Origin of the sequence: Nocardioides soli (assembly GCF_014191495.1) — a bacterium.
Taxonomy (GTDB): Bacteria; Actinomycetota; Actinomycetes; order Propionibacteriales; family Nocardioidaceae; genus Nocardioides; species Nocardioides soli.
Map to the genome: position 1 here is coordinate 1,008,681 of NZ_JACHWR010000002.1, position 21,877 is coordinate 1,030,557.

A 21,877-nucleotide genomic window follows, 5' to 3' on the forward strand; every position below is an offset into this window, starting at 1 on the left:
GCTATTCCCGGCCCCGCCCGCGCGGAGGACGCTGCTGGGATCGCTCGATCGGAGGTTGGGATGGAACCCAGGAAGCGTCTTCTGAACGGCCGGCAGCTCACCACGGTCTTCGTGGTCGGCTGCCTGACCCTGGTGCTGCTCCCGTGGGGCGCGTGGGCGGCCAAGAAGCAGTTCGTCACGATCACCGGCAAGGGTGGCCAGCAGGCGGCGGTGTCCAAGGGCGGTGGTCTCAAGGTCACCGACGGCAAGGGCCCGATGACCGTCGACGGCAGCGTGGGCGTCACCGGCAACGTCGGAGTGACGGGCAATGTGGGAGTGTCCGGCAGGATCGGGGTCGACGGCACCGTCACCACCCAGGCCGCCGGCACGCCGTTCCAGGTCGCCGACACGCTCAACGGCACGACGTCCCGGCGCTACGTGCTCGGGCACGGCCGGGTCGCGGTGACCGACGCGGTACTGAGTCAGGACAACACCGGCTCGACCCGGCTGAACCTCAGCCTCCGGATCCAGGCGGGCAACAGCGACTGCTCGACGGTCAGCGGCCCGTACCTGGGCCGGATCGTCGAGTACTCCTACCTGCCCGCCCAGGAGGTCGTGCCGGTGAGCTTCACGACGCCGGTGGTCGCCACCGCCGACACGGTCTGCCTGGTGCCGTCCGTGGGGTCGAACGCCGGACTCTTCTTCAGCTTCGTCGTGAACGGCGTGCAGCTGTAGGTCTGGAGACGTCGAGACACCCGGAATGGCTGCCGATCAGCCTTGCTGAGAGCCGTTCCGGGTGTCTCGACGCGGGGTCAGGCCCGCGCGCGGGTCAGCTCGGCCAGCCGGGCGAGTGCCTTCGGGAAGATCTCCGCCGGCGGGGTGACCAGGCCGGCGCCGACCTGTCCGACCCCCGCCACGCGACCGGCCATGCCGGTGTTGATCTGCGGCAGGATGCCGGTGCGGCACACCATGCTGACGTCGATGCCGGTCGGGGTGCCCTGGAACTCCAGCACGGGCACCGACCAGCGCGGGTTCTCCCCGAGCGTGATCTCGTGCATCCGCCGGGTGGTCGCGAGGGCGTCCGGGACCGAGCCGCCGACCAGCCGGACGATCGCGGGAGCGGTCGCCATCGCGAAGCCGCCGATGCCGGCGCTCTCGGTGATCGCCGAGTCGCCGATGTCGGGGTTGGCGTCGTCGGGGCCGTAGTTGCCGAGGAAGAGGCCGTCGGCGAGCTGGGCCGGCCCGGTGAACCACTCGTCGCCGGTGCCGGCGACCTGGATGCCGAAGTCGGTGCCGTTGCGGGCCATCGCCACGACCATCGTCGACCCCTCGATGCCGCGGGCGGCGTCGAGGGCGAGCTTGCAGGCGGGCATCGCGAGGTTGAGGAAGAAGTGGTCGTTGCCGCCGATGAAGCGCAGCGTCTCGGCGACGTCGGCGGAGTCCATCCCACTCGTCACCATCGCGGGGGAGAGGTCGCGCAGCAGCATCAGGGTGCCGGCACGGTTGCGGTTGTGGGCCTCGTCGCCCATCTGCAGCATCTGGGTGAGGATGCCGGTGACGTCGACCGGTTCGGATCCGCGCACCGCCTTCTGCAGCAGCGGGCCGAGCACGTCGCGCATCCAGCGCAGCCGGGTCAGCACCTCGGAGGAGTAGGCGCCGTAGCGCAGCACCTTGCCGAGCCCCTCGTTGAGGGAGCAGTAGGTACGCCGGCCGGTGGTGGCGTCCTCGAGCACGAACATCCACATGCTCGGCGTGACGACGCCGGCCATCGGGCCGACCGCGGAGCGGTGGTGGCAGGGCTCGAAGGAGACGTTCGCGCCCGACTCGAAGATCGCGACCGCGTCCTCCGGGTCGGCGACGAGGCCCTCCAGTGCGGCGCCGCCCATCAGCGCGCCCTTGAGCGGGCCGGACATCCGGTCCCAGGTGATCGGCGGTCCGGCGTGCAGGAACTGGCCGGCCTCGAGGCCGAGCAGCTCGGACGCCGGAGCGACGTCGACCAGCGTGGCGGTGACGCCGAGCATGGCGGCGAGGGCGCGCTCGTTGGCGGTACGCCGCAGCGGGTCGGCCGCCACGGTGGCCAGGTCGGCCTCGGTGCCGGTCATCGGCGGCCGCCAGTCGACCCGGGTCACCGGGGTGGCCTGGTCGGCGACGGCGTCGGCGAGCAGGTCGGCACCGACGTTGGCGACGGCGGTGGGGGTGGTGGTCACTTGGTGCCTCCCAGCAGCTCGATGGCGCGGCGCGTCGCGCCGGCGTTGGACAGGTAGACCTCGGCGCCGGCCTCGGCGAGCGTGCGGACCTGCCGCGCGCGGCCCTGCGGGTCGCCCTCGGTGCCGACGACCGCCACGACGACCGGCTTGTCGACCGCGGCGATCGCGGGCGCCAGCAGCGCGGTGGGGTCGGCCTCGGCGCCGTGGCCGAGCACGACGTCGAGCAGCACGACCGCGGTCTCGGGGTCGGCCGCCGCCCGGGCCAGGTGCTCCAGCCGCAGGCTCGGGTCGATCATCGGGTGCGCGCGGCCCGCGGTGTAGGCGTCGTCGCCGAAGTCGATGAACGTGTGCCCGGCATCGGCCCCGAGCGCGTCGGCGGCGATCAGCTTGGCCTCGCTCTGCAGCGTGCCGCCGACGAACAGGCCGCGCAGCGCGGTGCCGCCCGACGGTGCCGCGGCGGTGCCCTCGACCGGCCAGGCCGGCACGTCGCGGCCGAGCCGGCGCAGCACCGACTCGGCGGCCGCGGTGAGGTCGGGCCGGCCGGCGCCGAGGAGCGCGAACTCGACCGGGGTGGCCAGGCTCGCGGCGTACGCCTCGATCTCGGTGGCCACGTCGGCCGCCGGGGGCTTGGAGATCACCACGATCAGGTCGACGGCGGGGTCCTCGTCGAGCCGCCGCATCGCCTCGCGCGTCGAGGCGCCACGGACCTCCGAGGAGAGGTCGCGGCCGCCGACGCCGAGCGCCGAGGAGACGCCCACGCCCGCGTGGTCGAGCAGCGCCAGGAGCTGCTGGCACCCGGTGCCCGAGGCGGCGACGATGCCGACCGGCCCGGGCGCGACGACGTTCGCGAAGCCGAGGCCGAGGCCGCCGACGACGGCGGTGCCGCAGTCGGGGCCCATCACCAGCACGCCGCGCTCCGCGGCGGCGCGCTTGAGCGCCACCTCCTGCTCGACCGGCACGTTGTCGCTGAAGACCATCACGTCGCGGCCCGCGTCGACGGCGTCCATCGCCTCGACCAGCGCGTTCGCGCCCGGGACCGAGACCAGCGCCACCGCGTCAGGGGTACGCCGCAGCGCGCTCGACGTGGTGCGCGGCGGGGCGACCTCCGTCGGGCCGTCGACCCGCCTGGTCGCGTCGCGCAGCGCCTGGTCGACGCCGGCCAGCGCCGACGCCAGGGCGTCCGGCTCCGCGAGTCGGATGGCGACGACCATGTCGTTGGTCGTCGCCTCCGCGGGGACCTCGAAGCCCATCTCGGTCAGCACCTCGATGTTGAGGGCGGTCGCCATCGCGACCTGCGCGGCGAGCACGCCGTCGAGGCCCTGCACGGTGCGGCTGACCTGGAGCAGCGTGACGGAGTCGGCGTAGGCGCCGGCCCGCAGCTCGACGTGGGTGAGACTCGGAGGAGTGTTCATGCAGCGCCTTCCAGAGGGGAGAGATGGGCGAGGGCGAGACGGGCGCCGTGCAGCAGCCCGCGACCGGAGGAGTGGCCGACGGCGGCCAGGGTCGCCGCACGATCGACCTCGGCAGGGGTCGAGAGCGCGTGCAGCCACAGGGCGAACTCGGGGATCACCTCACCGTGCATCGCACAGTCGAGCAGGGTCGCCGAGAGCAGCGTGGTGCGATCGAGGCAGGCCCGGATCTCGGCGTCGACCGCCGGCGTCGCGATGCCCGCGGCGCGGTGCACGGCCAGCCAGCCGCACAGCACGTCGTCGTCGTACGGCGTGAGGCCGTCGCCCCGGCCGATCATGGCCGGCACGTCGCCGGGCGCCGGTGCGGGCGTCGTCGCCGGGGTGCGGATCGACGGCACGTGCACCTCGACCAGCCGCCCGATCGTCAGCGCGACGTCGTCGGCGTCGGAGTCGAGGTGCAGCACGCCGTCGGCGACGTGTGCCGCACGGGCCTCGGGCACCGAGGCCGCGTCGATGCGCAGCGCGCACGGCACCGCGGTCGCCCGGCGCGAGACCACGCCGACGCAGAGGCCGGCGAGCTCGACGTACACGGCGTCGCGGCCGCGGTGGACCACGGGCACCGCGCCGTCGGGCGCGGCACGGAGCGCGTCGCGGACCCGCGGCGGCGCGCTGCAGGGGACGACGCGGGCGGGGCTCACCACACTGACGCTAGCGGGGGGATTACCGTTTGGGGATGTCAGGTTGTGCCGATGCCAGCGGTGAGGGAGTGCAAGTCTTGATAAGCGGGGACCGTGAGGAGCTCGCCAGTGCCGCGTTGGCGCGCGTGGACGCGCTGCACACCGGGTTGACCCAGATCGTGCTCGAGGGCGGCAACCTCGACGGCATCGCCGCCGAGGTGAGCCGGGTGCTCGGCGTGGGCGTCGCGTTCACCTCGACCGACGGCCGGGTCCGCGCCGCCGCGCTCTCGCCCGAGCACGAGGAGGCGCTCGCCCGGCACCAGCTCCTCGACCCCACCGGCCGGATCCGCGTCGAGCGGATCGGCTCCACCGGCACCGCCATCGGGCCGGGCGCCGCCCAGGTCTCGCGGGTCGCCGCCGGCGGCGTCGACCTGGCCCGCCTGGTCTGCCTGCGCCCCGACGAGCCGATCACCGCCGACGACGTGCACGCGCTGGAGCGGGCCGCCGCCGTGGCCGCGCTGCTGATCACCCGCGAGGCCGCGGTCGCGGCGGTGGAGAACAAGTACCAGGGCGACTTCCTGCGCGACGTGCTGCTGCGCCGCAGCGGCCGCTCCCAGGACCTCGCCTACGTTGACGAGCACGCCGACACCTTCGGCTGGGACCTGCGCCGCCCGGTCATCGTCGTGGTCGCCGAGCTCGACGCGGTGAGCGGCGACGAGCCGGGCACCAGCGCCCAGCGCCGGCAGTGGCAGGAGCGCTTCGCCGCGGCCTGGCGGCAGGTCTGCGCCTCGATCGGCGACGGCATCCCCAACGTCGACCTCTCCACCGAGGTCGTCGCCCTGCTGCCGCTGACCGAGGACGACGAGTCGCCCGTGCCCGGCCACGGCGTGGTGCGCCGGGCGGTCACGGCGGTGCGCGGGGACAAGGGTGGCGGTCGGCGCCCGTTCTCGGTCGGCGTCAGCCGGGTCGCCTCCGCGCTCGACGAGCTGCCCGCGGCGTACGCGCAGGCGCGTCGGGCCGTCGAGGTGGGCCGGCGGGTCCAGGGCGGCGGCTCCATGACGTTCTTCGACCAGCTGGGCGTGCACCGGCTGATCGCGCTGATCCCCGACACCGCGCAGGGTGGCGCGGAGCTGCGGGCGTTCGTCGCCGACGTGCTCGGCCCGCTGGCCGAGCAGACCACCGAGGCGGCCGACCTGCGGGAGACCCTCCAGGTGCTGCTCGACACGAACTTCAACGTCGCCGAGGCCGCCCGCGTGCAGTTCTTCCACTACAACACGATGCGCTACCGGGTCTCGAAGCTGGAGCGGCTGCTCGGCCCGCTCTCGACCGACCCGCACCTGCGCCTCGACGTGGCGGTGGCGCTCCGGGTCCTGGAGATCGCGGGCTGAGCCCATCCCGACAAGTGGTGCCATCTCCCTCGGCGTTCCTTCGGCATTTCTCGCCCTCGTGGTGTGTCATGGCTCTCACTAAGTTGAGCAGGGCTCGGGACCTGTCCTGACACCGAAAGGGTGCACACATGTCGATGTTCAAGTGGGACGTGGTCGATCCCCAACCAGGTGAGGCCGTCGCGCCGAACCAACGCCTCGCCTGGGGCAAGACGGTGGGTATCGGTGCCCAGCACGTGGTGGCGATGTTCGGGGCGACGTTCGTCTTCCCGATCGTCATGGGCCTCGACGCGAACCTCGCGATCATGTTCTCGGGTATCTGCACGATCCTGTTCCTGCTGGTCACGAAGAACAAGGTCCCCAGCTACCTCGGCACCAGCGCCTCGTTCGTCGCCGGTGTGGCCGCGATCCGGGCGCAGGGCGGCGACTCCGCCGACGTGACCGGCGCGATCCTGATCTCGGGCCTCGTGCTGCTGGCGGTGGGCGTGCTCGTCCACTTCGCCGGCGCCGGGATGATCCACAAGGTCCTGCCGCCCGCGGTGACCGGTGCCGTGGTCATGCTGATCGGCTTCAACCTGGCTCCGGTGGTGGCGTCGGTCTACTGGCCTCAGGACCAGTGGGTGGCGCTGCTGACCGCGTCGTTCATGGTGATCGCCGCGGTGCTGCTGCCGGGCTTCTGGTCGCGCATCGCGGTCTTCCTCGCGCTGATCTTCGGGTACCTGATCTCCTGGATCTTCGATGGCATCTTCGGCCAGATCACCTCGGTGCTGCCCACCGGGCCCGACGCGGTCGCGCACGACCGCGTCTCGTGGGCCGGGGTCAAGGCCGCCGACTGGATCGGCCTGCCGAGCGGCCAGCTGCCCGACGGCGTGGACGTCGTCCACGGCCCGAGCTTCTCCCTGACCTTCATCCTGCTGGTGCTGCCCGGTGTCATCGCGCTGATCGCGGAGAACACCGGCCACGTCAAGGCCGTGGCCGAGATGACCGGCGACGACCTCGACCCCTACATGGGCCGGGCCATCGCCGCCGACGGTGGCGCCACCGCGCTGGCCAGCCTCTTCGGTGGCTCGCCGACCACGACGTACGCCGAGAACATCGGCGTCATGGGCGCGACGAAGGTCTACTCCACCGCGGCCTACTACGTCGCCGCGCTGGTCGCGATCCTGCTGGGTCTCTGCCCGAAGTTCGGCGCGATCGTCAACGCCACCCCCGGCGGCGTCCTCGGCGGCATCACGGTCGTGCTCTACGGCATGATCGGCCTGGTCGGCGCCAAGATCTGGGTCGAGAACAACGTCGACTTCGGCGACCCGGTGAACATGGTGGGTCTCGCGGGAGGCATCATCGCCGGCATCGGCGGCGTGTCCCTGAAGATCACCGACGACTTCGAGCTCAGCGGCATCGCGCTGGGCACGATCCTGGTGATCGTCTACTACCACGTGGTCAACCGCCGCGGTGACCACACCGGTCGAAGCTCTGGAGAGGTGACGAAGGCCCTGTGAAACCAGCACCGTTCGAGTACCGCCGTCCGGGAACCCTCGCCGAGGCCGTCGAGGCCCTGGCCGGCGAGCCGAACGCCAAGGTGCTGGCCGGCGGCCAGAGCCTGGTCCCGCTGCTGTCGATGCGACTCGCCGCCCCGGCGCTGCTCGTCGACATCAACGAGATCCCGGGCCTGGACACCATCGAGATCGAGGACGGCGGCGTGCGGGTGGGTGCGCTCGCCCGGCACGCCGCCGTCCTGGCCTCCGACGACGTACGACGCGTGCAGCCGCTCGTGCCCATGGCGCTGTCGCACGTCGCGCACGCCACGATCCGCAACCGCGGCACCACGGTCGGCTCGCTCGTCCACGCCGACGCCGCCGCCGAGATGCCGGTCGTGCTCACGCTGCTCGGCGGCTCCCTCGAGGTCGAGGGGCCTGCGGGGCGGCGCACCATCCCGGCCGCCGAGCTCTTCGTCGGGCCGCTCGAGTCGTCGGTGGGCCACGACGAGGTCGCGGTCTCGGCGTACTTCCCGGGCCTGGCCCCCGGCGCGGGGGTCGCGTTCGAGGAGATCGCGCGCCGGCACGGCGACTACGCACTGGTGGGCGCGGCCGCGCTCGTCGAGGGCGAGTCCGTCAGGGTCGGCTATCTCTCGGTCAGCGACGTGCCGAGCGTCGTCGACCTGACCGGCGTCGCCGACGCCGACCTGGGGGAGGCCGCGCTCGCGCAGCTGGAGCCCATGGACGACATCCACGCCACCGCCGCCTACCGCGCCCAGCTGGTGCGGGTCCTCACCGGGCGGGTGGTTCGATCGGCACGAGACTTCGCGGAGGGAGCACGGTGAGCGAGGAACTGCACGACGTACGGCTGACGGTCAACGGCACCACCCACGACGTCCGGGTGCCCGCGCGCCGGTTGCTCTCCGACGCGTTGCGCCACGACCTGGGGCTCACCGGCACCCACGTCGGCTGCGAGCACGGCGTGTGCGGTGCCTGCACGATCCTCGTCGACGGCGCGCCGATGCGGTCGTGCCTGATGTTCGCGGTGTCCGCCGCCGGCCACGAGATCACCACCGTCGAGGGCCTCACGAACCCGGACGGCTCGCTCGGCCCGGTGCAGCAGGCGTTCGCCGAGTGCCACGGGCTGCAGTGCGGCTTCTGCACGCCGGGCTTCCTGACCACGATCACCGCCGGGCTGCGCGACAACCCGTGCCCCACGCACGAGGAGGCCCGCGACATGATCGCCGGCAACCTGTGCCGCTGCACCGGCTACCAGAACATCGTCAAGGCCGTCGAGCGTGCCGCGGAGATCGCCGCGTCCGGCGAGGAGACCGCATCATGACGACCAAGCTGATGGGCCAGAAGGTCCAGCGGGTCGAGGACCAGCGCTTCCTGCGCGGCCACGGCCGGTACGTCGACGACGTGGCCGTCGACCCGGGCCAGCACACCGTGCTGCACGCGGCCGTGCTGCGCTCGCCGCACGCGCACGCCAGGATCCTCGACATCGACGTCTCCGACGTCCTCGACGTCGAGGGTGTGCACGCGGTCTACACCTACGACGACCTCGCGTCGTGCAGCCCGCAGATGGCCGAGCCGCTGCCGCTGCTGATCCCGCACCCCGCGCTCACGCACGGCCGCACCCAGTACGCCCTGGCCAAGGACGAGGTCAACTACGTCGGCGAGGCGATCGCGTTCGTCGTGGCCGACGACCGCTACCTCGCCGAGGACGCCGTCTCGCGGATCCGGGTCGACTACGAGTTCCTGACCCCCGTGGTCGGCATCGACGCCGCCCGCGCGGCCACGTCGCTCGTGCACGAGGACGTGCCCGGCAACGTCGGTGCCCGGATGGAGCAGAACGTCGGCGACGCGCCGGCCGCCATCGCCAAGGCGCCGCACCGGCTCGAGCTCGACCTCACCGTCGAGCGCAGCGCCTGCATGCCGATGGAGGGTCGCGGCACCGTCGCGCGCTGGGACGCCGACATCAACCGGCTCCAGCTGTGGACCTCCACGCAGAGCTCGACCGGCGTCCGCGCCGCCGTCGCGGTCAAGATGGGCCTCGACCTCGGCCAGGTCGACGTGATCACCCCCGACGTGGGCGGTGGCTTCGGAGTGAAGATCAACCACCCGTGGCCCGAGGAGCTCCTGGTGCCGATGGCCGCGCGGGCCCTCGGCCGCACGGTGAAGTTCACCGAGGACCGCCGCGAGCACTTCATCTCCTCGGCCCACGAGCGCGGCCAGGTGCAGCACATCGAGGTCGGCTTCGACGACGACGGGCGGCTGCTCGGGCTCGACGTCGAGTTCTGGCACGACCACGGCGCGTACACGCCGTACGGCCTGATCGTCCCGATCATCACCTCGACCCAGCTGCTCGGCCCCTACAAGCCGCAGAACTACCGGGTCGTCTTCGAGTCGCTCTACACCAACACGGTCATCGTCACGCCGTACCGCGGCGCCGGCCGCCCGCAGGGCTGCTACGCGATGGAGCGGACCATGGACGCGATCGCGCAGTACCTCGGGAAGGACCGCGCCGAGGTGCGGGCGGTCAACTTCATCCAGCCCGACGAGTTCCCCTTCGACCAGGGCATGATCTTCCAGGACGGCCGCGAGCTGGAGTACGACTCCGGCGACTACCCGGCGATGCTGGAGAAGATCAAGGACCTGGTCGGCTGGGACGAGTTCCCGGCGTTCCAGCAGGAGATGGCGGAGCAGGGCCGCCAGGTCGGCATCGGCCTGGCCTGCTACGTCGAGGGCACCGGCGTGGGGCCGTACGAAGGCGCCCACGTGCACATCGAGACCTCCGGCAAGGTCAAGGTCGCGACCGGCCTGACGACCCAGGGCCAGGGCCACGCGACGGTCTTCGCGCAGCTGGTCGCCGACGAGCTCGGCGTGAAGTTCGAGGACGTCGAGGTCGTCACCGGCGACACCCGCCGGATGGCGTACGCCGTCGGCACGTTCGCCTCGCGCGCCGCGGTGATGAGCGGCTCGGCGATCCACCTCGCGGCCAAGCGCGCGAAGGAGAAGGTGCTCAAGATCGCCGCCGAGGCGCTCGAGGCCGACGAGAAGGACCTGGAGATCGTCGACGGCGTCGTCTCGGTGAAGGGTTCGCCCGGCACCTCGATCGACCTGGGCACGGTCTCGGTGCTGTCCAACCCGCTGCGCTACGCCTTCGACGAGAAGTCCAAGGCGGCCACGCAGTTCTCGATCGGCGACCCCGGCAAGCCGCCGGTCGCCGAGGACGACGAGCCGGGCCTGGAGGGCAAGGACTTCTACTCGCCCGAGCGCGCGACGTTCGCCTCCGGCATGCACGCCGTCATCGTCGAGACCGACCCGGACACGGCGGAGATCACCATCCTCAAGTACGCCGTCGTCCACGACTGCGGTCACCTGATCAACCCGATGATCGTCGAGGGCCAGATCCACGGCGGCGTCGCCCAGGGCATCGGGGGAGCGCTCTACGAGCGGATGGCGTACGACGAGTCGGGCCAGCTGCTCAACGCGTCGTTCATGGACTTCCTGATGCCCTACGTCACCGAGGTCCCCGACGGCATCGACATCGACCACCTCGAGACGCCGTCCCCGCTGAACCCGCTCGGCATCAAGGGAGCCGGCGAGGCGGGCGTGATCCCGTCGGCGGCCGTGTTCGCCGCCGCGATCGAGGACGCCGAGCGGCTGTCCTCGACCGGGCTGGCGATCACCGCGATGCCGATCTCCCCGTCCGAGCTGTTCACCCTTCGCCAGGCGGCGGTTGAGGAGGTTGCGCAGCAACCGTCTCGAAACCCCCGCACTCGAGAGGACCCTGCATGAAGATCACCGGTTCCAACACCATCGCCTTCCCCGTCGAGAAGGTGTGGGATGCCCTGCTCGACCCCCGGGTGCTGGTCGCCACCATCCCCGGCTGCGAGCAGCTCACCGCGACCGGTGAGAACTCCTACGACATGACGGTCACCGCCGGCGTCGCGGCGATCAAGGGCACCTACCAGGGCCAGTGCGTGCTCTCGGACCTCCAGGAGCACGAGTCCCTGGTGATGCGGCTCTCCGGTGCCGGCGCGCCGGGCACCATCGACGCGACCGTGCAGGTGCGCTTCGGCGCGGCCGACGGCGGCGCGACCCAGATCGACTACGAGGCCGACGCGGTCGTCGGCGGCATGGTCGGCGGCGTCGGCCAGCGGATGCTCACCAGCGTGTCCCGGCGGATGGCCGGGGAGTTCTTCGGCAACGTGGCCCGGGCGATCGCCGAGGGCCCGGCCCCGGTCGCCGAGCCGGGTCAGCCCGTGCCGGCGGGTGCGCCCGCCGGGGAGCCGGCGCAGCCGGCCGCCGCCGGGCAGACCTTCTCCGCCCCGGCCGCCCGCGCCGCGGTCTCCTCGCAGGACGACTTCCTCAAGGGCATCGCCGTCGGTGCCGGCCTCGTCGTGCTCGGCGTGGTCGTGGGCTCGATCTTCGGGCGTCGTCGATGAGCCGCTACGCGTCGACTGCCGGAATACCCGGTGCACCGGGTATCCCGGCACTTCTCGGCCGTTGCAACCCCCGAGAAGTGCAGGGACAGCCTGAGAAGTTGGCGAGGAACCCCCGATGAGTCTCACCGTCGACTCGACCGCGCGCGACCAGGCCGCCGCCGTACGACGGCGCGACATCTCCGCGCGTGAGCTGCTCGACCTGCATCTGGCGCGCATCGCCGAGCGCAACCCGCAGCTCAACGCGATCGTCTCGCTCGACGAGGAGCGGGCCCGGGCGGGCGCCGCCGAGGCGGACCAGGCCCTCGCCGGTGGTGCCGAGGTCGGGGCGTTGCACGGGCTGCCGTTCGCGTTCAAGGACACCCATGCGGTGGCCGGCTGGCGCACGACGTACGGCTCGCCGCTCTACGCTGACCACGTGCCCGACGCCGACGAGCTGCTCGTCGAGCGGGTCCGCCGGGCGGGCGCGGTCACCATCGGCAAGACCAACGTGCCGGAGTTCGCCGCCGGCTCGCACACCTTCAACACCGTCTTCGGCACGACCCTCAACCCGGTCGACCCCACCCGCTCCGCGGGCGGGTCGAGTGGCGGGGCGTCGTGTGCGCTCGCGTCCGGGATGGTGCCGCTCGCCGACGGCTCCGACATGGGCGGCTCGCTGCGCAACCCCGCGTCGTTCTGCGGCGTCGTCGGGCTGCGGCCCTCGCTCGGCCGGGTGCCGGAGTGGCCGTTGTACAACCAGTGGGAGACGACCTCGGTCGGCGGCCCGATGGCCCGCAACGTCGGCGACCTGGCGCTGCTCCTTTCCGTGCTCGCCGGCCCGGACCCCCGGTCGCCGCACGCGCTCGGCGACTCAGGCGCGGCGTTCGCGCCGCCGGTGACGGGCTCGCTCGACGGGCTCCGGGTCGCGCTCTCGGTCGACCTGGGCGGGGCGTTCGAGGTCGACGACGAGGTCGCCGCGATCGTCTCGGGCTCCGCCGGGGTCTTCTCCGACGGCGGTGCGTCCGTCACCGTGGCACACCCCGACCTCGCCCTGGCCGACGACACCTTCCGCACGCTGCGCGCGTGGCACTTCCAGGCGAAGTTCGGCGCGCTGCTCGCCCAGCACCCCGACTCGTTCAAGCAGTCACTCGCCGACAACATCCGCGCGGGGGAGTCGCTGACCGGCGCCGACGTCGCGCGCGCCTACAGCCAGCGCACGCAGCTGTCGCAGCGGATGCGGGTGTTCTTCGAGACCCACGACGTGCTGGTGCTGCCGGTCTCGCAGGTGCCGCCGTTCCCGGCCGACCAGGAGTTCCCGACCGCCATCAACGGCCGGCCGATGGAGACCTACCTCGACTGGATGCGCTCGGCGTACTACATCACCGTCACCGGCTGCCCGGCCATCTCGGTGCCGTTCGGGCACACCTCCGACGGGCTGCCAGTCGGCATCCAGATCGTCGCCCCGCACGGCCGCGACCGGTTCCTGCTCGAGGTCGCCGCGGCCGTCGAGGCCGCCGTCAGCTGACCGGGCCGGTGCCGGCGGGTTGGCGCCGGGTGGTGGTTTCGAGACGGTTGCTGGCGCAACCTCCTCAACCACCGGCTTCGGTCCCCGGTGGTTGAGGTGTGAAGGCGCGCAAGCGCCTGAGCCTCGAAACCACCCGGTACCCGGCTGGTCGGCGCCCGGGTGGTGGTTTCGAGACGGTTGCTGGCGCAACCTCCTCAACCACCGGCTTCGGTCCGCGGTGGTTGAGGTGTGAAGGCGCGCAAGCGCCTGAGCCTCGAAACCCTTCGGTCCCCGGTGGTTGAGGTGTGAAGGCGCGCAAGCGCCTGAGCCGAAACCACCCGGTACCCGGCTGGTCGGCGCCCGGGTGGTGGTTTCGAGACGGTTGCTGGCGCAACCTCCTCAACCACCGGCGGCGGTGTGCCGTCGGTCGTCCCACACTGGACCCATGACGGAGTGGAACCGACTTCTGCGCGACCAGTTCGAGTGGCACTGGGAGCACCAGGTCCGCGCCCGCCTGGCCGGGCTGTCCGACGAGGAGTACCTCTGGGAGCCGGTGGCGGGCGCGTGGAGCCTTCGCCCTCGTGGCGCCGCCGCCACCCCGATGGCGGCCGGGTCCGGCGATCGCACCATCGACTGGGCCTTCCCGCCACCGACCCCGGCGCCGTTCACCACCATCGCCTGGCGGCTGGCCCACGTGATCGTCGGCGTGCTCGGGATGCGCAGCGCGGCTCACTTCGGGCGGGCACCGGTCGACTACGCGACGTTCCCGTACGCCGGGACCGCCGCCGAGGCGCTGGCTCAGCTGGACCGCGAGGTCGGGACCTGGCTCGACGGCGTTCGCGGGCTCGGGGAGGCCGGACTCGGCCGGCCCTGCGGTCCCGCTGAGGGCGCGTTCGCCGACGCGCCGCTCGCCACCCTGGTGCTCCACATCCATCGCGAGCTGATCCATCACCTGGCCGAGGTGGCCCTGCTGCGCGACCTGTACGCCCACACCCGGGCCGGGGGCGAGCCGCGAAGCGGGTGAGCGTGCGGCGGCTACACCCGTGCCGAGGTGTGGACCAGGTGCGTGTGGGTGGCGGACCGGCGTACCGAGTACGACAGCAGCACCTCCCACTCGCGGGGAAGGTCGCCGTCGCACTCGATGTCGACGATCGCCATGTCGATCCGTGGCTCGGCGTCGGTCCGCTCGTACGGCTCGCCCTCGGCGTCGACGCCGAACGGGAACTGCAGGGGCTGCAGGACCGTCGGGGTCACGTCGGTGACGCGCACGTCCGGGTGCAGGCTCGTGACCACCAGATCGTCGATCTCGCAGCGCGACGGATTGGACACCGTGGCCTGGATCGCCCCGGTCCGGTCGTCGCTGTGGAGCGCCGTGAGCGTGAGGGTGACCTCCTGGGGGGTCGCCGTCGGCGATGACGCATCGGACACCCGAGCCCGCAGGTCGTCGAAGCGCGCGCGTAGGACGTCGTTCTCGGCCCGGGCCGACACGTGCGGGGCCCTCCAGAGCACGTACGCCGCCGCGCCGAGCACGGTGGCCGCCAGCCAGCCGAGGAACCATCCCTCCTCCAGCCACGTCCGGCTGGGGCTGTAGACGGTCACCACCGAGGCCGCCACCCCGAGGGTCGCGACCACCGGCGCGCCGACCCGGGTGGCGAGGCGAAGCCGCGATGACCTGTCCTCTGCTGACGTCACGACGGGAGGGTAGCGGTGGTCGGCGCCGGACCCGGCGGAAACTCCGGACCTCACCGTCGACGCGGTCTCGACCGCGCTCCGAATTCTCCACAGGGGCGGTGGATAACCTGTGGGAACTCGGCCGCAGGATGTGGATCACGGGGCCTCATCTGTGGGCGACGAGGCAGTTTCGGTGGAACCAGGAGAATGTTCGCGGAAGCCCTTGCGCGGGGTGTGATCCAGGGCATAGAACTTCTCCCACGCACTCCGGCAACGGGGAGCGGGACAACTCGGAGACGAGGGTCCAGACGGTGGTCCACCAGCGTGCTGGAGGAGCACCGCGGCGGCTGGGTGACGAGGCCGCCGGGACCGGAGCCGACGAGCGTGTCGACCGGAAGCGTCACCGGTACCGGTCAACCCGAAGGGCCCTTGCGACTCATACTCGCAAGGGCCCTTCACCTATTTCCGAGACTCCTGCGTTCCTTCTCAATCCCGCTCAGCTGTGGGGATCTGAGCACTTTCTGTGGAAAACGAAGACCCATTCTGTGGACGAGTCGGTGATTTCCGGTGGAACCACGAGAATGTTCGCGAAAGCCCTTGCGCCGGGTGTGATCCAGGGCATAGAACTTCTGCCACGTCCTCCCGCAAGGGAAGGCGGGACAGCTCGGAGACGAGGGTCCGGACGGAGCGGAACCGGCGTGCCGGGGAAGCCCCGCGGCGGCGAGGTGACGACGCCCGCCGGGGCCGGAGTCGAGGAGCGGTCGACCGGGAGCGTCGCCGTACCGGTCAATCCGAAGGGCCCTTGGAACTCATACTTCCAAGGGCCCTTCACCTATGTCGGGACCGTGTCCGGACCGGGGTGGGCCGGCGTGCGGCGCCGCTCGCTCCGCGACCACGTGTCGGCTGACTCGCCGGTAACCGGAAGACTGTGCCCGTGGTGATGTACACGGTCCTGCACACGGTCGTGCCGCCGGTCGCCAGGCTGATCTGGCGACCGACGGTGACCGGCCTGGAGAACGTCCCGAGGACGGGACCGGTCATCCTGGCGAGCAACCACCTGAGCTTCGCCGACAGCCTGGTGATCCCGATCGTCGCGCCGCGCAAGGTCGTCTTCCTCGCCAAGTCCGACTACTTCACCGGCACCGGTCTCAAGGGCCGCCTCCAGAGGGCGTGGTTCGAGGGGATGGGCCTGATCCCGGTCGACCGCGACGACTCGCGGGCCGCGATCGCCAGCCTCGACACGGCCCTCGACGTGCTCGGCCGGGGGGAGGCGTTCGGCATCTACCCCGAGGGCACCCGGTCCCGCGACGGCCGCCTCTACCGGGGCCGCACCGGCGTCGCCCACCTCGCGCTGACCGCGGGCGTGCCCGTCGTGCCGGTGGGGCTGGCCGGCACCGAGCGCCTCCAGCCCATCGACACCCGGCTACCGCGGGTGGTGCCGGTGGCGGTCAGCTTCGGTACGCCGATCGACGTGGCCGGCCGCTACGACGGGCTGCCGCTCGGCAAGGCCCGCCGCGAGCTCACCGACGAGATCATGCGCGCCATCCAGGCGCTCACCGGGCAGGAGGAGGCGGGCGTCTACAACGATCGCGCCCCGGACGCCTGACCACGTGCTCGGCCCAGCGCCTGGCAGAGATTGCCGGAGAAGTGCGGCTTCGTCGGCAACCTCTGCCGTGGCCCACGGCTCACCGTGCGGGTTGAATCGACGACGTGCCCAGCTACCAGATCGTCGTCGCGGACGCGACGCTCCGCGGCCGTGAGGGCCGCTGGCAGATCGGCATCGACGGCGGCCGGATCGCGACCGTCACCCAGGAGACCCTGACCGGCGGCGAGGAGATCGACGCCGCCGGTGGGCTCGTCACCGAGAGCTTCGCCAACGGCCACATGCACCTCGACAAGGTGCACACGCTCGACCGCATCGGCGACGCCGCGCTCACGGCGTACACCTCCGGCGACATGGGCTCCGCCCTGCACTCCATCGAGCTGGCCTCGGCCGTCAAGGCCGACTACGACCGCAGCTGGATCGAGCCCAACGCTCGCCGCGCGGTGCTCCAGGCGGTCCGGTACGGCGTACGCCACGTGCTCGCCTTCGCCGACGTGGACACCAAGGCGCGCCTCGAGGGAGTGATCCCGCTGCTCGCGCTGCGCGAGGAGTTCCGCGGCGTGGTCGACCTCCAGGTCGTGGCCTTCCCGCAGGACGGGCTGCTCTGCGACCCGGGCGCCGAGGACCTGGTGCGCGAGGCCGTCGACCTCGGGGCCGACGTCGTCGGCGGCATCCCGTGGATCGAGCACACCGACGCCGAGGCGCGCGAGCACGTACGCCGCATGTGCGCGCTGGCCGCCGCCCACGGCCGCCGGGTGGCGATGCTCGTCGACGACGCCGGCGACGCCGGGCTGCGCACCACCGAGATGCTCGCCGAGGCGATGCTCGAGCACGGCCTCGAGGGCCGCGGCGTCGCCAACCACGCCCGCGCCGTCGGCCTCTACGCCCGCCCGAGCCTCGAGCGGCTCGCCGGACTGGTGAAGCGCGCCGGCCTCGGCTTCGTCAGCGACCCGCACACCGGTCCGCTGCACCTGCCGGTGCGCGAGCTCACCGCGATGGGCGTGCCGGTCGCGCTCGGCCAGGACGACATCGAGGACGCCTACTACCCGTTCGGCCGGCACAACATGGTCGAGATCGCGTTCCTCGCCGCGCACGCCCTCGAGGCGGTCGACAGCGCGGGCATCGACCTCGTCTACGACGCCGTCACGACCACCGCGGCCGACGTCCTCGGCGTGACCGGCCACCGGCTGGAGGAGGGCGGCAACGCCGACCTGGTCGTCCACCACCACCCGACCCTCCGCGAGGTCGTCGGCCATCACGAGGCGCCGGCGTACGTCGTCGCCTCGGGTCGGCTGGTCGCGACCTCGACGAGCAGCACGACGTACCACCTGACCACCTAGACCCACCACCTAGAGACACCCACATGGACCACCTGGAAGGGGCCACCGCATGAGCCGGCGTATCCGGATCGGCATCGACACCGGCGGCACGTTCACCGACGTCGTCGCCTTCGACGAGGACTCGGGAGAGCTCGTCACCACCAAGACCCCGTCGACGCCGAGCAACCCGGCCGACGGCTTCCTGTCCGGCATCGACAAGGTCCTCGGCCTGCTCGGCGCGGGCGGTGCGGACATCGACGCCGTCAGCCACGGCACCACGGTCGCGACCAACCAGCTCCTCGAGGGCAAGGTCGACCGCCTCGGCTTCATCACGAACACCGGCTACGAGGCGATGCTCGAGATCGCCCGCCAGTCCGTGCCCGACGGCTACGGCAACTCCTACTTCTGGGTCAAGCCCGACCGCATTGTCTCCCGCGAGTACGTCAAGGGCGTCGAGGGTCGCCTCGACGTGAACGGCGAGGAGGTGCGCCCCTTCGACGAGGACGGCGCGCGCACCGTCGCCCGCTGGTTCAAGACCCAGGGCATCAACACCCTCGGCGTCTGCTTCCTGCACGCCTACGCCAACCCGGTGCACGAGGAGCGGATGCGTGCCGTGCTCCTCGAGGAGCACCCCGACGCGGTGGTGTCGCTGTCGAGCGAGGTGCTGCGCGAGTACCGCGAGTACGAGCGCGCGATGACCACGCTGGTCGACGCCGCCGTCAAGCCGCGCCTCTCGGCGTACGTCAACAACATCAAGACGCGGCTCACCGAGTACGACGACCGCACCGTCCCCTTCTACGTGATGAAGTCGAACGGCGGCGTGCTCTCGGCCGACGAGGTCGTGCACCAGCCGATCACGACCGTGCTCTCCGGCCCGGCCGCGGGCGCGCTCGGCGCGGCGCTGATCGCCAAGGTGGCGGGCTTCGACAAGGTGCTGACCTCCGACGGCGGCGGCACCTCGACCGACGTGAGCGTCGTGATCGACGGCGAGCCGACGCTGACCACCGAGGGCACGGTCGGCGCGTTCCCGTCGAAGATCCCGATGATCGACGTCGTCACCGTCGGCGCCGGCGGCGGCTCGATCGCTTGGCTCTCGCCCGAGGGCACCCTGAAGGTGGGCCCGCAGTCGGCGGGTGCCGACCCGGGGCCGCTGTGCTACGCCAAGGGCGGCACCGAGGTCACCATCACCGACGCCCACGTCTACCTCGGCCGGATCCCTCCCCACCTGCTCGGTGGCGAGATCCCGCTCGACGTCGACGCCGCTCGCAACGGCATCGAGGCGCTCGCGAAGCAGCTCGGTCTGAGCCCGGAGGCGTGCGCCACCGGCATCCTCGAGATCTCCGCGTGGAACCAGGCCAACGCGCTGCGCCAGGTCACGGTCAAGCGTGGGCTCGACGTCCGTGACTTCACGCTCACGACGTTCGGCGGCTCCGGCTCGCTGCTGCTCTGCCGCCTCGTCGACGTGCTCGGCCTCCCGGCCGTGCTGGTGCCGCCGAACCCCGGCAACGTCTCGGCGTTCGGCCTGCTCACCGTCGACGTCAAGAACGACTACGTGCAGACCCACGTCGCGCTGGCCGAGCGGCTCGACTCGGCCGCGGTCGCCCGCATCTACGACGCGCTCACCGAGCAGGCCACGGTCGCGCTGTCGAAGGAGGGCTTCACCGAGGACGAGCACCAGTTCGCCCGCACCGCCGACCTGCGCTACTTCGGTCAGGCCTTCGAGGTCCGCGTGCCCGTCCCCGACGGCCCGATCGACGCCGCCGTCCTCGAGGAGGTGGCGAACCGCTTCCACGCCGAGCACAAGGTGCTCTACGGCTACGACTTCTCCGGCGACGACTCCCAGCAGGTCGAGTGGGTGAACCTCCGGGTCTCCGGCATCGGCCCGATCCAGCGTCCCGAGATCCAGAGGCACGCGTTCGGCGACGGCAGCCTGCCCGCCGAGAAGAGCCGTCGGAGCGTCTGCTTCGACGCCGAGCAGGGGTACGTCGACACGCCCGTGCTCTGGCGCCCCGACCTCGCCCCGGGCACCGTCTTCGACGGCCCGGCGATCATCGAGGAGTTCGGCTCGACCGTGCCGATCCACCCGGGCTTCACCGCGCGCGTCGACGAGTTCCTGAACATCATCGTGACCCGCATCGACTCCAAGGAGACCAACTGATGTGCACCAGCTCGACGGGCGTCGTCACGACCGGCGCCGCCGCGACGGCGAGCGAGGGTGAGAGCCGCCGCGCACCCACGCAGTTCCCGTTCACCCACCTCACCGCGGACGCCGGCGCGAGCGCCGACCCCGTCCTCGTCGAGATCGTCCAGGGCTCCCTGGCGAGCGTCGAGATGGAGGTCGAGACCGCGATCGGCCGCACCAGCCGCAGCCCGATGATCCGCGACGCGCACGACTTCCGCGCGGGCATCCACGACCGGCTGCTGCGCAAGCTCACCGGCCGGTCCTACTCCGCGCTCGTGCACCCGGTCGCCCGGGACTTCCCGCTCGAGGAGATGCAGGAGGGGGACGTCTTCTTCCACAACGACGTCTACCAGTCCGAGGGCGGCATCGGGCACCTGCCAGACCTGTGCGTCACCGTGCCGGTCTTCGCCGGCCCGGAGGGCGACCGCAAGGTCGTCGCCTTCGTGCAGGCCTTCGGCCACCACGACGACATCGGCGGCGCGGTGCCGGGCTCGATGCCCTCCAACGCCACCAGCGTCTTCGAGGAGGGCCTGATGGTCCCCCCGATCAAGCTGTGGGAGGCCGGCCGGCCCAACCGCTCCGCGCTGTCGATCATGACCCGCAACTCCCGGATGCCCGAGTCGCTGGCCGCCGACCTCGACGCCGAGTGCTCGGCCTGCCTGATGGGTGCGCGCCGGCTCGGCGAGCTCTTCGACCGGTACGGCGTGGAGACCGTCGAGTCCTGCTTCGACGCGATCATCAGCCGTACCACCGAGACCTATCGGCGCGAGATCCTCGGCAAGATCCCGGTCGGCACCTGGGTCTGGGAGGACTACGCCGAGCACGACGGCGTCGACGAGCCGCAGCTGCACACCCAGCGGATCACGCTGACCCGCACGCCGGCCGACGACCCCGAGGGCGAGCGGCTGATCCTCGACTTCGGCGGCACCTCGCCGCAGGCGAAGGGTCCGATCAACCACTGCGGCGACTACAGCGACGGCGTCTTCCTCAAGAAGTGGCTCGCGCCGATCCTGCGCAACCTCGCCGACACCCCCGAGCGGATGGCCGAGCTCGACGTCAACGAGGGCATCGTGCCGCTCATCGAGATGCGGTTCCCGCCGCCGGGCACGCTGCTGACGCCGGTCTTCCCCGCGCCGACCAACGCCCGCACGTTCGTGATCCTGAGGCTGCTCGGCGTGCTCGCCGGCGTCGTGGCGAAGGCCGTCGACGGCAACATGCCCGCCGACCAGGAGACGATCCGCTACACGGGCGTCTACGGCGAGGACCTCGAGGGCCGGTCCTACCTGATGCGCGAGGTGCTCGGTGGCGGCTCCGGTGGCCGCTACTACGCCGACGGCGAGGACACCATCCACGTCGTGCCGGACTCCCGCAACCTGCCGACCGAGTTCACCGAGGCGCGCTTCCCGTTCCGGGTCGAGGCGCTGACGCTCGCGGTCGACAGCGGGGGAGCGGGCAAGTTCCGTGGCGGCCTGGGCTACGAGAAGCACATCCGGATGCTCAAGGACGGCCACTTCATGTCGATCGCCGACCGGTCGATCCTGGCCTGCTGGGGCGTCAAGGGCGGCCACGCCGGCAAGCCGTTCCAGGTGACGATCGACCCGGACGGCCCGAACGAGCGCGAGATCGACGCGCTCGCCGACGCCGAGGCGGTCAAGGCCGGCGAGGTGATCCGGATCCGCACCACCGGCGGTGGCGGGTGGGGCAACCCCCTCGAGCGCGACCCGGCGCTCGTCGTCCGCGACGTCGTGTGGCGCAAGGTCTCCGCCGAGGCCGCTCTCGCCGACTACGGCGTGGTGCTCACCGGCACGCTCGACGACGACACCCTGGCGTACGACGAGGCGGCGACCGTCGCGGAGCGCGCGAGCCGGCCGGAGCCGAGCGAGGCGTTCTTCGACCGTGGCCCGGGCTACGCCCAGCTCGCCGCGGGTGCGGCGTACGCCGAGGTGGACCTGGTCTGACCCCCGGCCCGAGGTCGGTCTGGCGGGGTAGCCAGTGACGATGTGGTCGTTCCCCGGCGATGGGAACAGCCATCACGT

The 21,877-nt window shown here is 71.9% G+C and carries 17 protein-coding genes; 13 read left to right on the forward strand and 4 right to left on the reverse strand.

The features are described from left to right. The first annotated feature begins 60 nt into the window (after nucleotides 1–60). Nucleotides 61–714 carry a hypothetical protein gene (locus tag FHU40_RS15275; protein ID WP_183593144.1) on the forward strand — a complete coding sequence of 218 codons (654 nt, stop codon included), beginning with the start codon at nucleotides 61–63 and terminating at the stop codon, nucleotides 712–714. A 77-nt stretch (nucleotides 715–791) separates the two neighbouring features. On the opposite strand, the gene FHU40_RS15280 is transcribed toward FHU40_RS15275, so the two are convergent. From FHU40_RS15280 to FHU40_RS29555, 3 genes are read right to left on the reverse strand one after another with little or no spacing between them, the layout of a single operon-like run. Further along, nucleotides 792–2,186 (reverse strand): oxamate carbamoyltransferase subunit AllG family protein, encoded by a 1,395-nt coding sequence (locus FHU40_RS15280; protein ID WP_183593145.1) that lies wholly within the window; start codon nucleotides 2,184–2,186, stop codon nucleotides 792–794. After that, a complete protein-coding gene (locus FHU40_RS15285; RefSeq protein WP_183593146.1) occupies nucleotides 2,183–3,598 on the reverse strand; it encodes an AllF/FdrA family protein in 1,416 nt (471 codons plus the stop codon). The genes FHU40_RS15280 and FHU40_RS15285 overlap by 4 nt, the downstream gene beginning before the upstream one ends. After that, nucleotides 3,595–4,293: an oxamate carbamoyltransferase subunit AllH family protein gene (locus FHU40_RS29555; RefSeq protein WP_221199851.1), complete on the reverse strand. Its 699-nt coding sequence runs from the start codon at nucleotides 4,291–4,293 to the stop codon at nucleotides 3,595–3,597. The genes FHU40_RS15285 and FHU40_RS29555 overlap by 4 nt, the downstream gene beginning before the upstream one ends. Nucleotides 4,294–4,418: 125 nt before the next feature. On the opposite strand from FHU40_RS29555, the gene FHU40_RS15295 reads away from it, so the two are divergent. The 8 genes from FHU40_RS15295 to FHU40_RS15330 all read left to right on the forward strand — a co-directional run bounded on the left by FHU40_RS15295 (nucleotide 4,419) and on the right by FHU40_RS15330 (nucleotide 14,090). Next, a complete protein-coding gene (locus FHU40_RS15295; protein WP_215524967.1) occupies nucleotides 4,419–5,660 on the forward strand; it encodes a PucR family transcriptional regulator in 1,242 nt (413 codons plus the stop codon). A 128-nt stretch (nucleotides 5,661–5,788) separates the two neighbouring features. Continuing rightward, on the forward strand, nucleotides 5,789–7,156 hold the full coding sequence (locus tag FHU40_RS15300) for a uracil-xanthine permease family protein (protein WP_215524966.1): 1,368 nt from the start codon (nucleotides 5,789–5,791) through the stop codon (nucleotides 7,154–7,156). Then, a complete protein-coding gene (locus FHU40_RS15305; protein WP_183593148.1) occupies nucleotides 7,153–7,977 on the forward strand; it encodes an FAD binding domain-containing protein in 825 nt (274 codons plus the stop codon). Before FHU40_RS15300 ends, FHU40_RS15305 begins: the two co-directional genes overlap by 4 nt. Beyond that, the gene (locus FHU40_RS15310; RefSeq protein WP_183593149.1) at nucleotides 7,974–8,474 is read left to right on the forward strand and encodes a (2Fe-2S)-binding protein; all 501 of its coding nucleotides are present in this window, start codon (nucleotides 7,974–7,976) and stop codon (nucleotides 8,472–8,474) included. Before FHU40_RS15305 ends, FHU40_RS15310 begins: the two co-directional genes overlap by 4 nt. Continuing rightward, the gene (gene cutA / locus FHU40_RS15315) at nucleotides 8,471–10,936 is read left to right on the forward strand and encodes an aerobic carbon-monoxide dehydrogenase large subunit (protein WP_246390602.1); all 2,466 of its coding nucleotides are present in this window, start codon (nucleotides 8,471–8,473) and stop codon (nucleotides 10,934–10,936) included. The genes FHU40_RS15310 and cutA overlap by 4 nt, the downstream gene beginning before the upstream one ends. Continuing rightward, nucleotides 10,933–11,586 (forward strand): SRPBCC family protein, encoded by a 654-nt coding sequence (locus FHU40_RS15320; protein ID WP_183593150.1) that lies wholly within the window; start codon nucleotides 10,933–10,935, stop codon nucleotides 11,584–11,586. The genes cutA and FHU40_RS15320 overlap by 4 nt, the downstream gene beginning before the upstream one ends. A gap of 115 nt (nucleotides 11,587–11,701) precedes the next feature. Next, nucleotides 11,702–13,087, forward strand: coding sequence for an amidase (locus FHU40_RS15325; RefSeq protein WP_183593151.1), 1,386 nt, complete (start codon nucleotides 11,702–11,704; stop codon nucleotides 13,085–13,087). Between the two features lie 424 nt (nucleotides 13,088–13,511). Then, nucleotides 13,512–14,090, forward strand: coding sequence for a DinB family protein (locus tag FHU40_RS15330; RefSeq protein WP_183593152.1), 579 nt, complete (start codon nucleotides 13,512–13,514; stop codon nucleotides 14,088–14,090). 11 nt (nucleotides 14,091–14,101) lie between these two features. Here the strand turns inward: FHU40_RS15330 and FHU40_RS15335 are convergent, their stop codons facing one another. Then, nucleotides 14,102–14,758 (reverse strand): hypothetical protein, encoded by a 657-nt coding sequence (locus FHU40_RS15335; RefSeq protein WP_183593153.1) that lies wholly within the window; start codon nucleotides 14,756–14,758, stop codon nucleotides 14,102–14,104. A 919-nt stretch (nucleotides 14,759–15,677) separates the two neighbouring features. Between FHU40_RS15335 and FHU40_RS15340 the strand changes: the two genes are divergently transcribed. The 4 genes from FHU40_RS15340 (at nucleotide 15,678) to FHU40_RS15355 (ending at nucleotide 21,799) form a co-directional block, all read left to right on the forward strand. Then, on the forward strand, nucleotides 15,678–16,343 hold the full coding sequence (locus tag FHU40_RS15340; protein ID WP_183593827.1) for a lysophospholipid acyltransferase family protein: 666 nt from the start codon (nucleotides 15,678–15,680) through the stop codon (nucleotides 16,341–16,343). Between the two features lie 104 nt (nucleotides 16,344–16,447). Beyond that, nucleotides 16,448–17,680, forward strand: a complete 1,233-nt coding sequence (locus tag FHU40_RS15345; protein ID WP_183593154.1) for an amidohydrolase family protein — start codon at nucleotides 16,448–16,450, stop codon at nucleotides 17,678–17,680. Between the two features lie 49 nt (nucleotides 17,681–17,729). Next, nucleotides 17,730–19,817, forward strand: a complete 2,088-nt coding sequence (locus tag FHU40_RS15350) for a hydantoinase/oxoprolinase family protein (RefSeq protein ID WP_183593155.1) — start codon at nucleotides 17,730–17,732, stop codon at nucleotides 19,815–19,817. Beyond that, nucleotides 19,817–21,799: a hydantoinase B/oxoprolinase family protein gene (locus FHU40_RS15355; protein WP_183593156.1), complete on the forward strand. Its 1,983-nt coding sequence runs from the start codon at nucleotides 19,817–19,819 to the stop codon at nucleotides 21,797–21,799. Before FHU40_RS15350 ends, FHU40_RS15355 begins: the two co-directional genes overlap by 1 nt. Nucleotides 21,800–21,877 lie beyond the last annotated feature (78 nt).

Coding starts and splice junctions, on each gene's coding strand:
- FHU40_RS15275 (WP_183593144.1), top strand. CDS start 61: ATGGAACCCAGGAAGCGTCTTCTGAACGGCCGGCAGCTCACCACGGTC.
- FHU40_RS15285 (WP_183593146.1), bottom strand. CDS start 3,598: ATGAACACTCCTCCGAGTCTCACCCACGTCGAGCTGCGGGCCGGCGCC.
- FHU40_RS15300 (WP_215524966.1), top strand. CDS start 5,789: ATGTCGATGTTCAAGTGGGACGTGGTCGATCCCCAACCAGGTGAGGCC.
- cutA (WP_246390602.1), top strand. CDS start 8,471: ATGACGACCAAGCTGATGGGCCAGAAGGTCCAGCGGGTCGAGGACCAG.
- FHU40_RS15320 (WP_183593150.1), top strand. CDS start 10,933: ATGAAGATCACCGGTTCCAACACCATCGCCTTCCCCGTCGAGAAGGTG.
- FHU40_RS15325 (WP_183593151.1), top strand. CDS start 11,702: ATGAGTCTCACCGTCGACTCGACCGCGCGCGACCAGGCCGCCGCCGTA.
- FHU40_RS15330 (WP_183593152.1), top strand. CDS start 13,512: ATGACGGAGTGGAACCGACTTCTGCGCGACCAGTTCGAGTGGCACTGG.
- FHU40_RS15340 (WP_183593827.1), top strand. CDS start 15,678: ATGTACACGGTCCTGCACACGGTCGTGCCGCCGGTCGCCAGGCTGATC.
- FHU40_RS15350 (WP_183593155.1), top strand. CDS start 17,730: ATGAGCCGGCGTATCCGGATCGGCATCGACACCGGCGGCACGTTCACC.
- FHU40_RS15355 (WP_183593156.1), top strand. CDS start 19,817: ATGTGCACCAGCTCGACGGGCGTCGTCACGACCGGCGCCGCCGCGACG.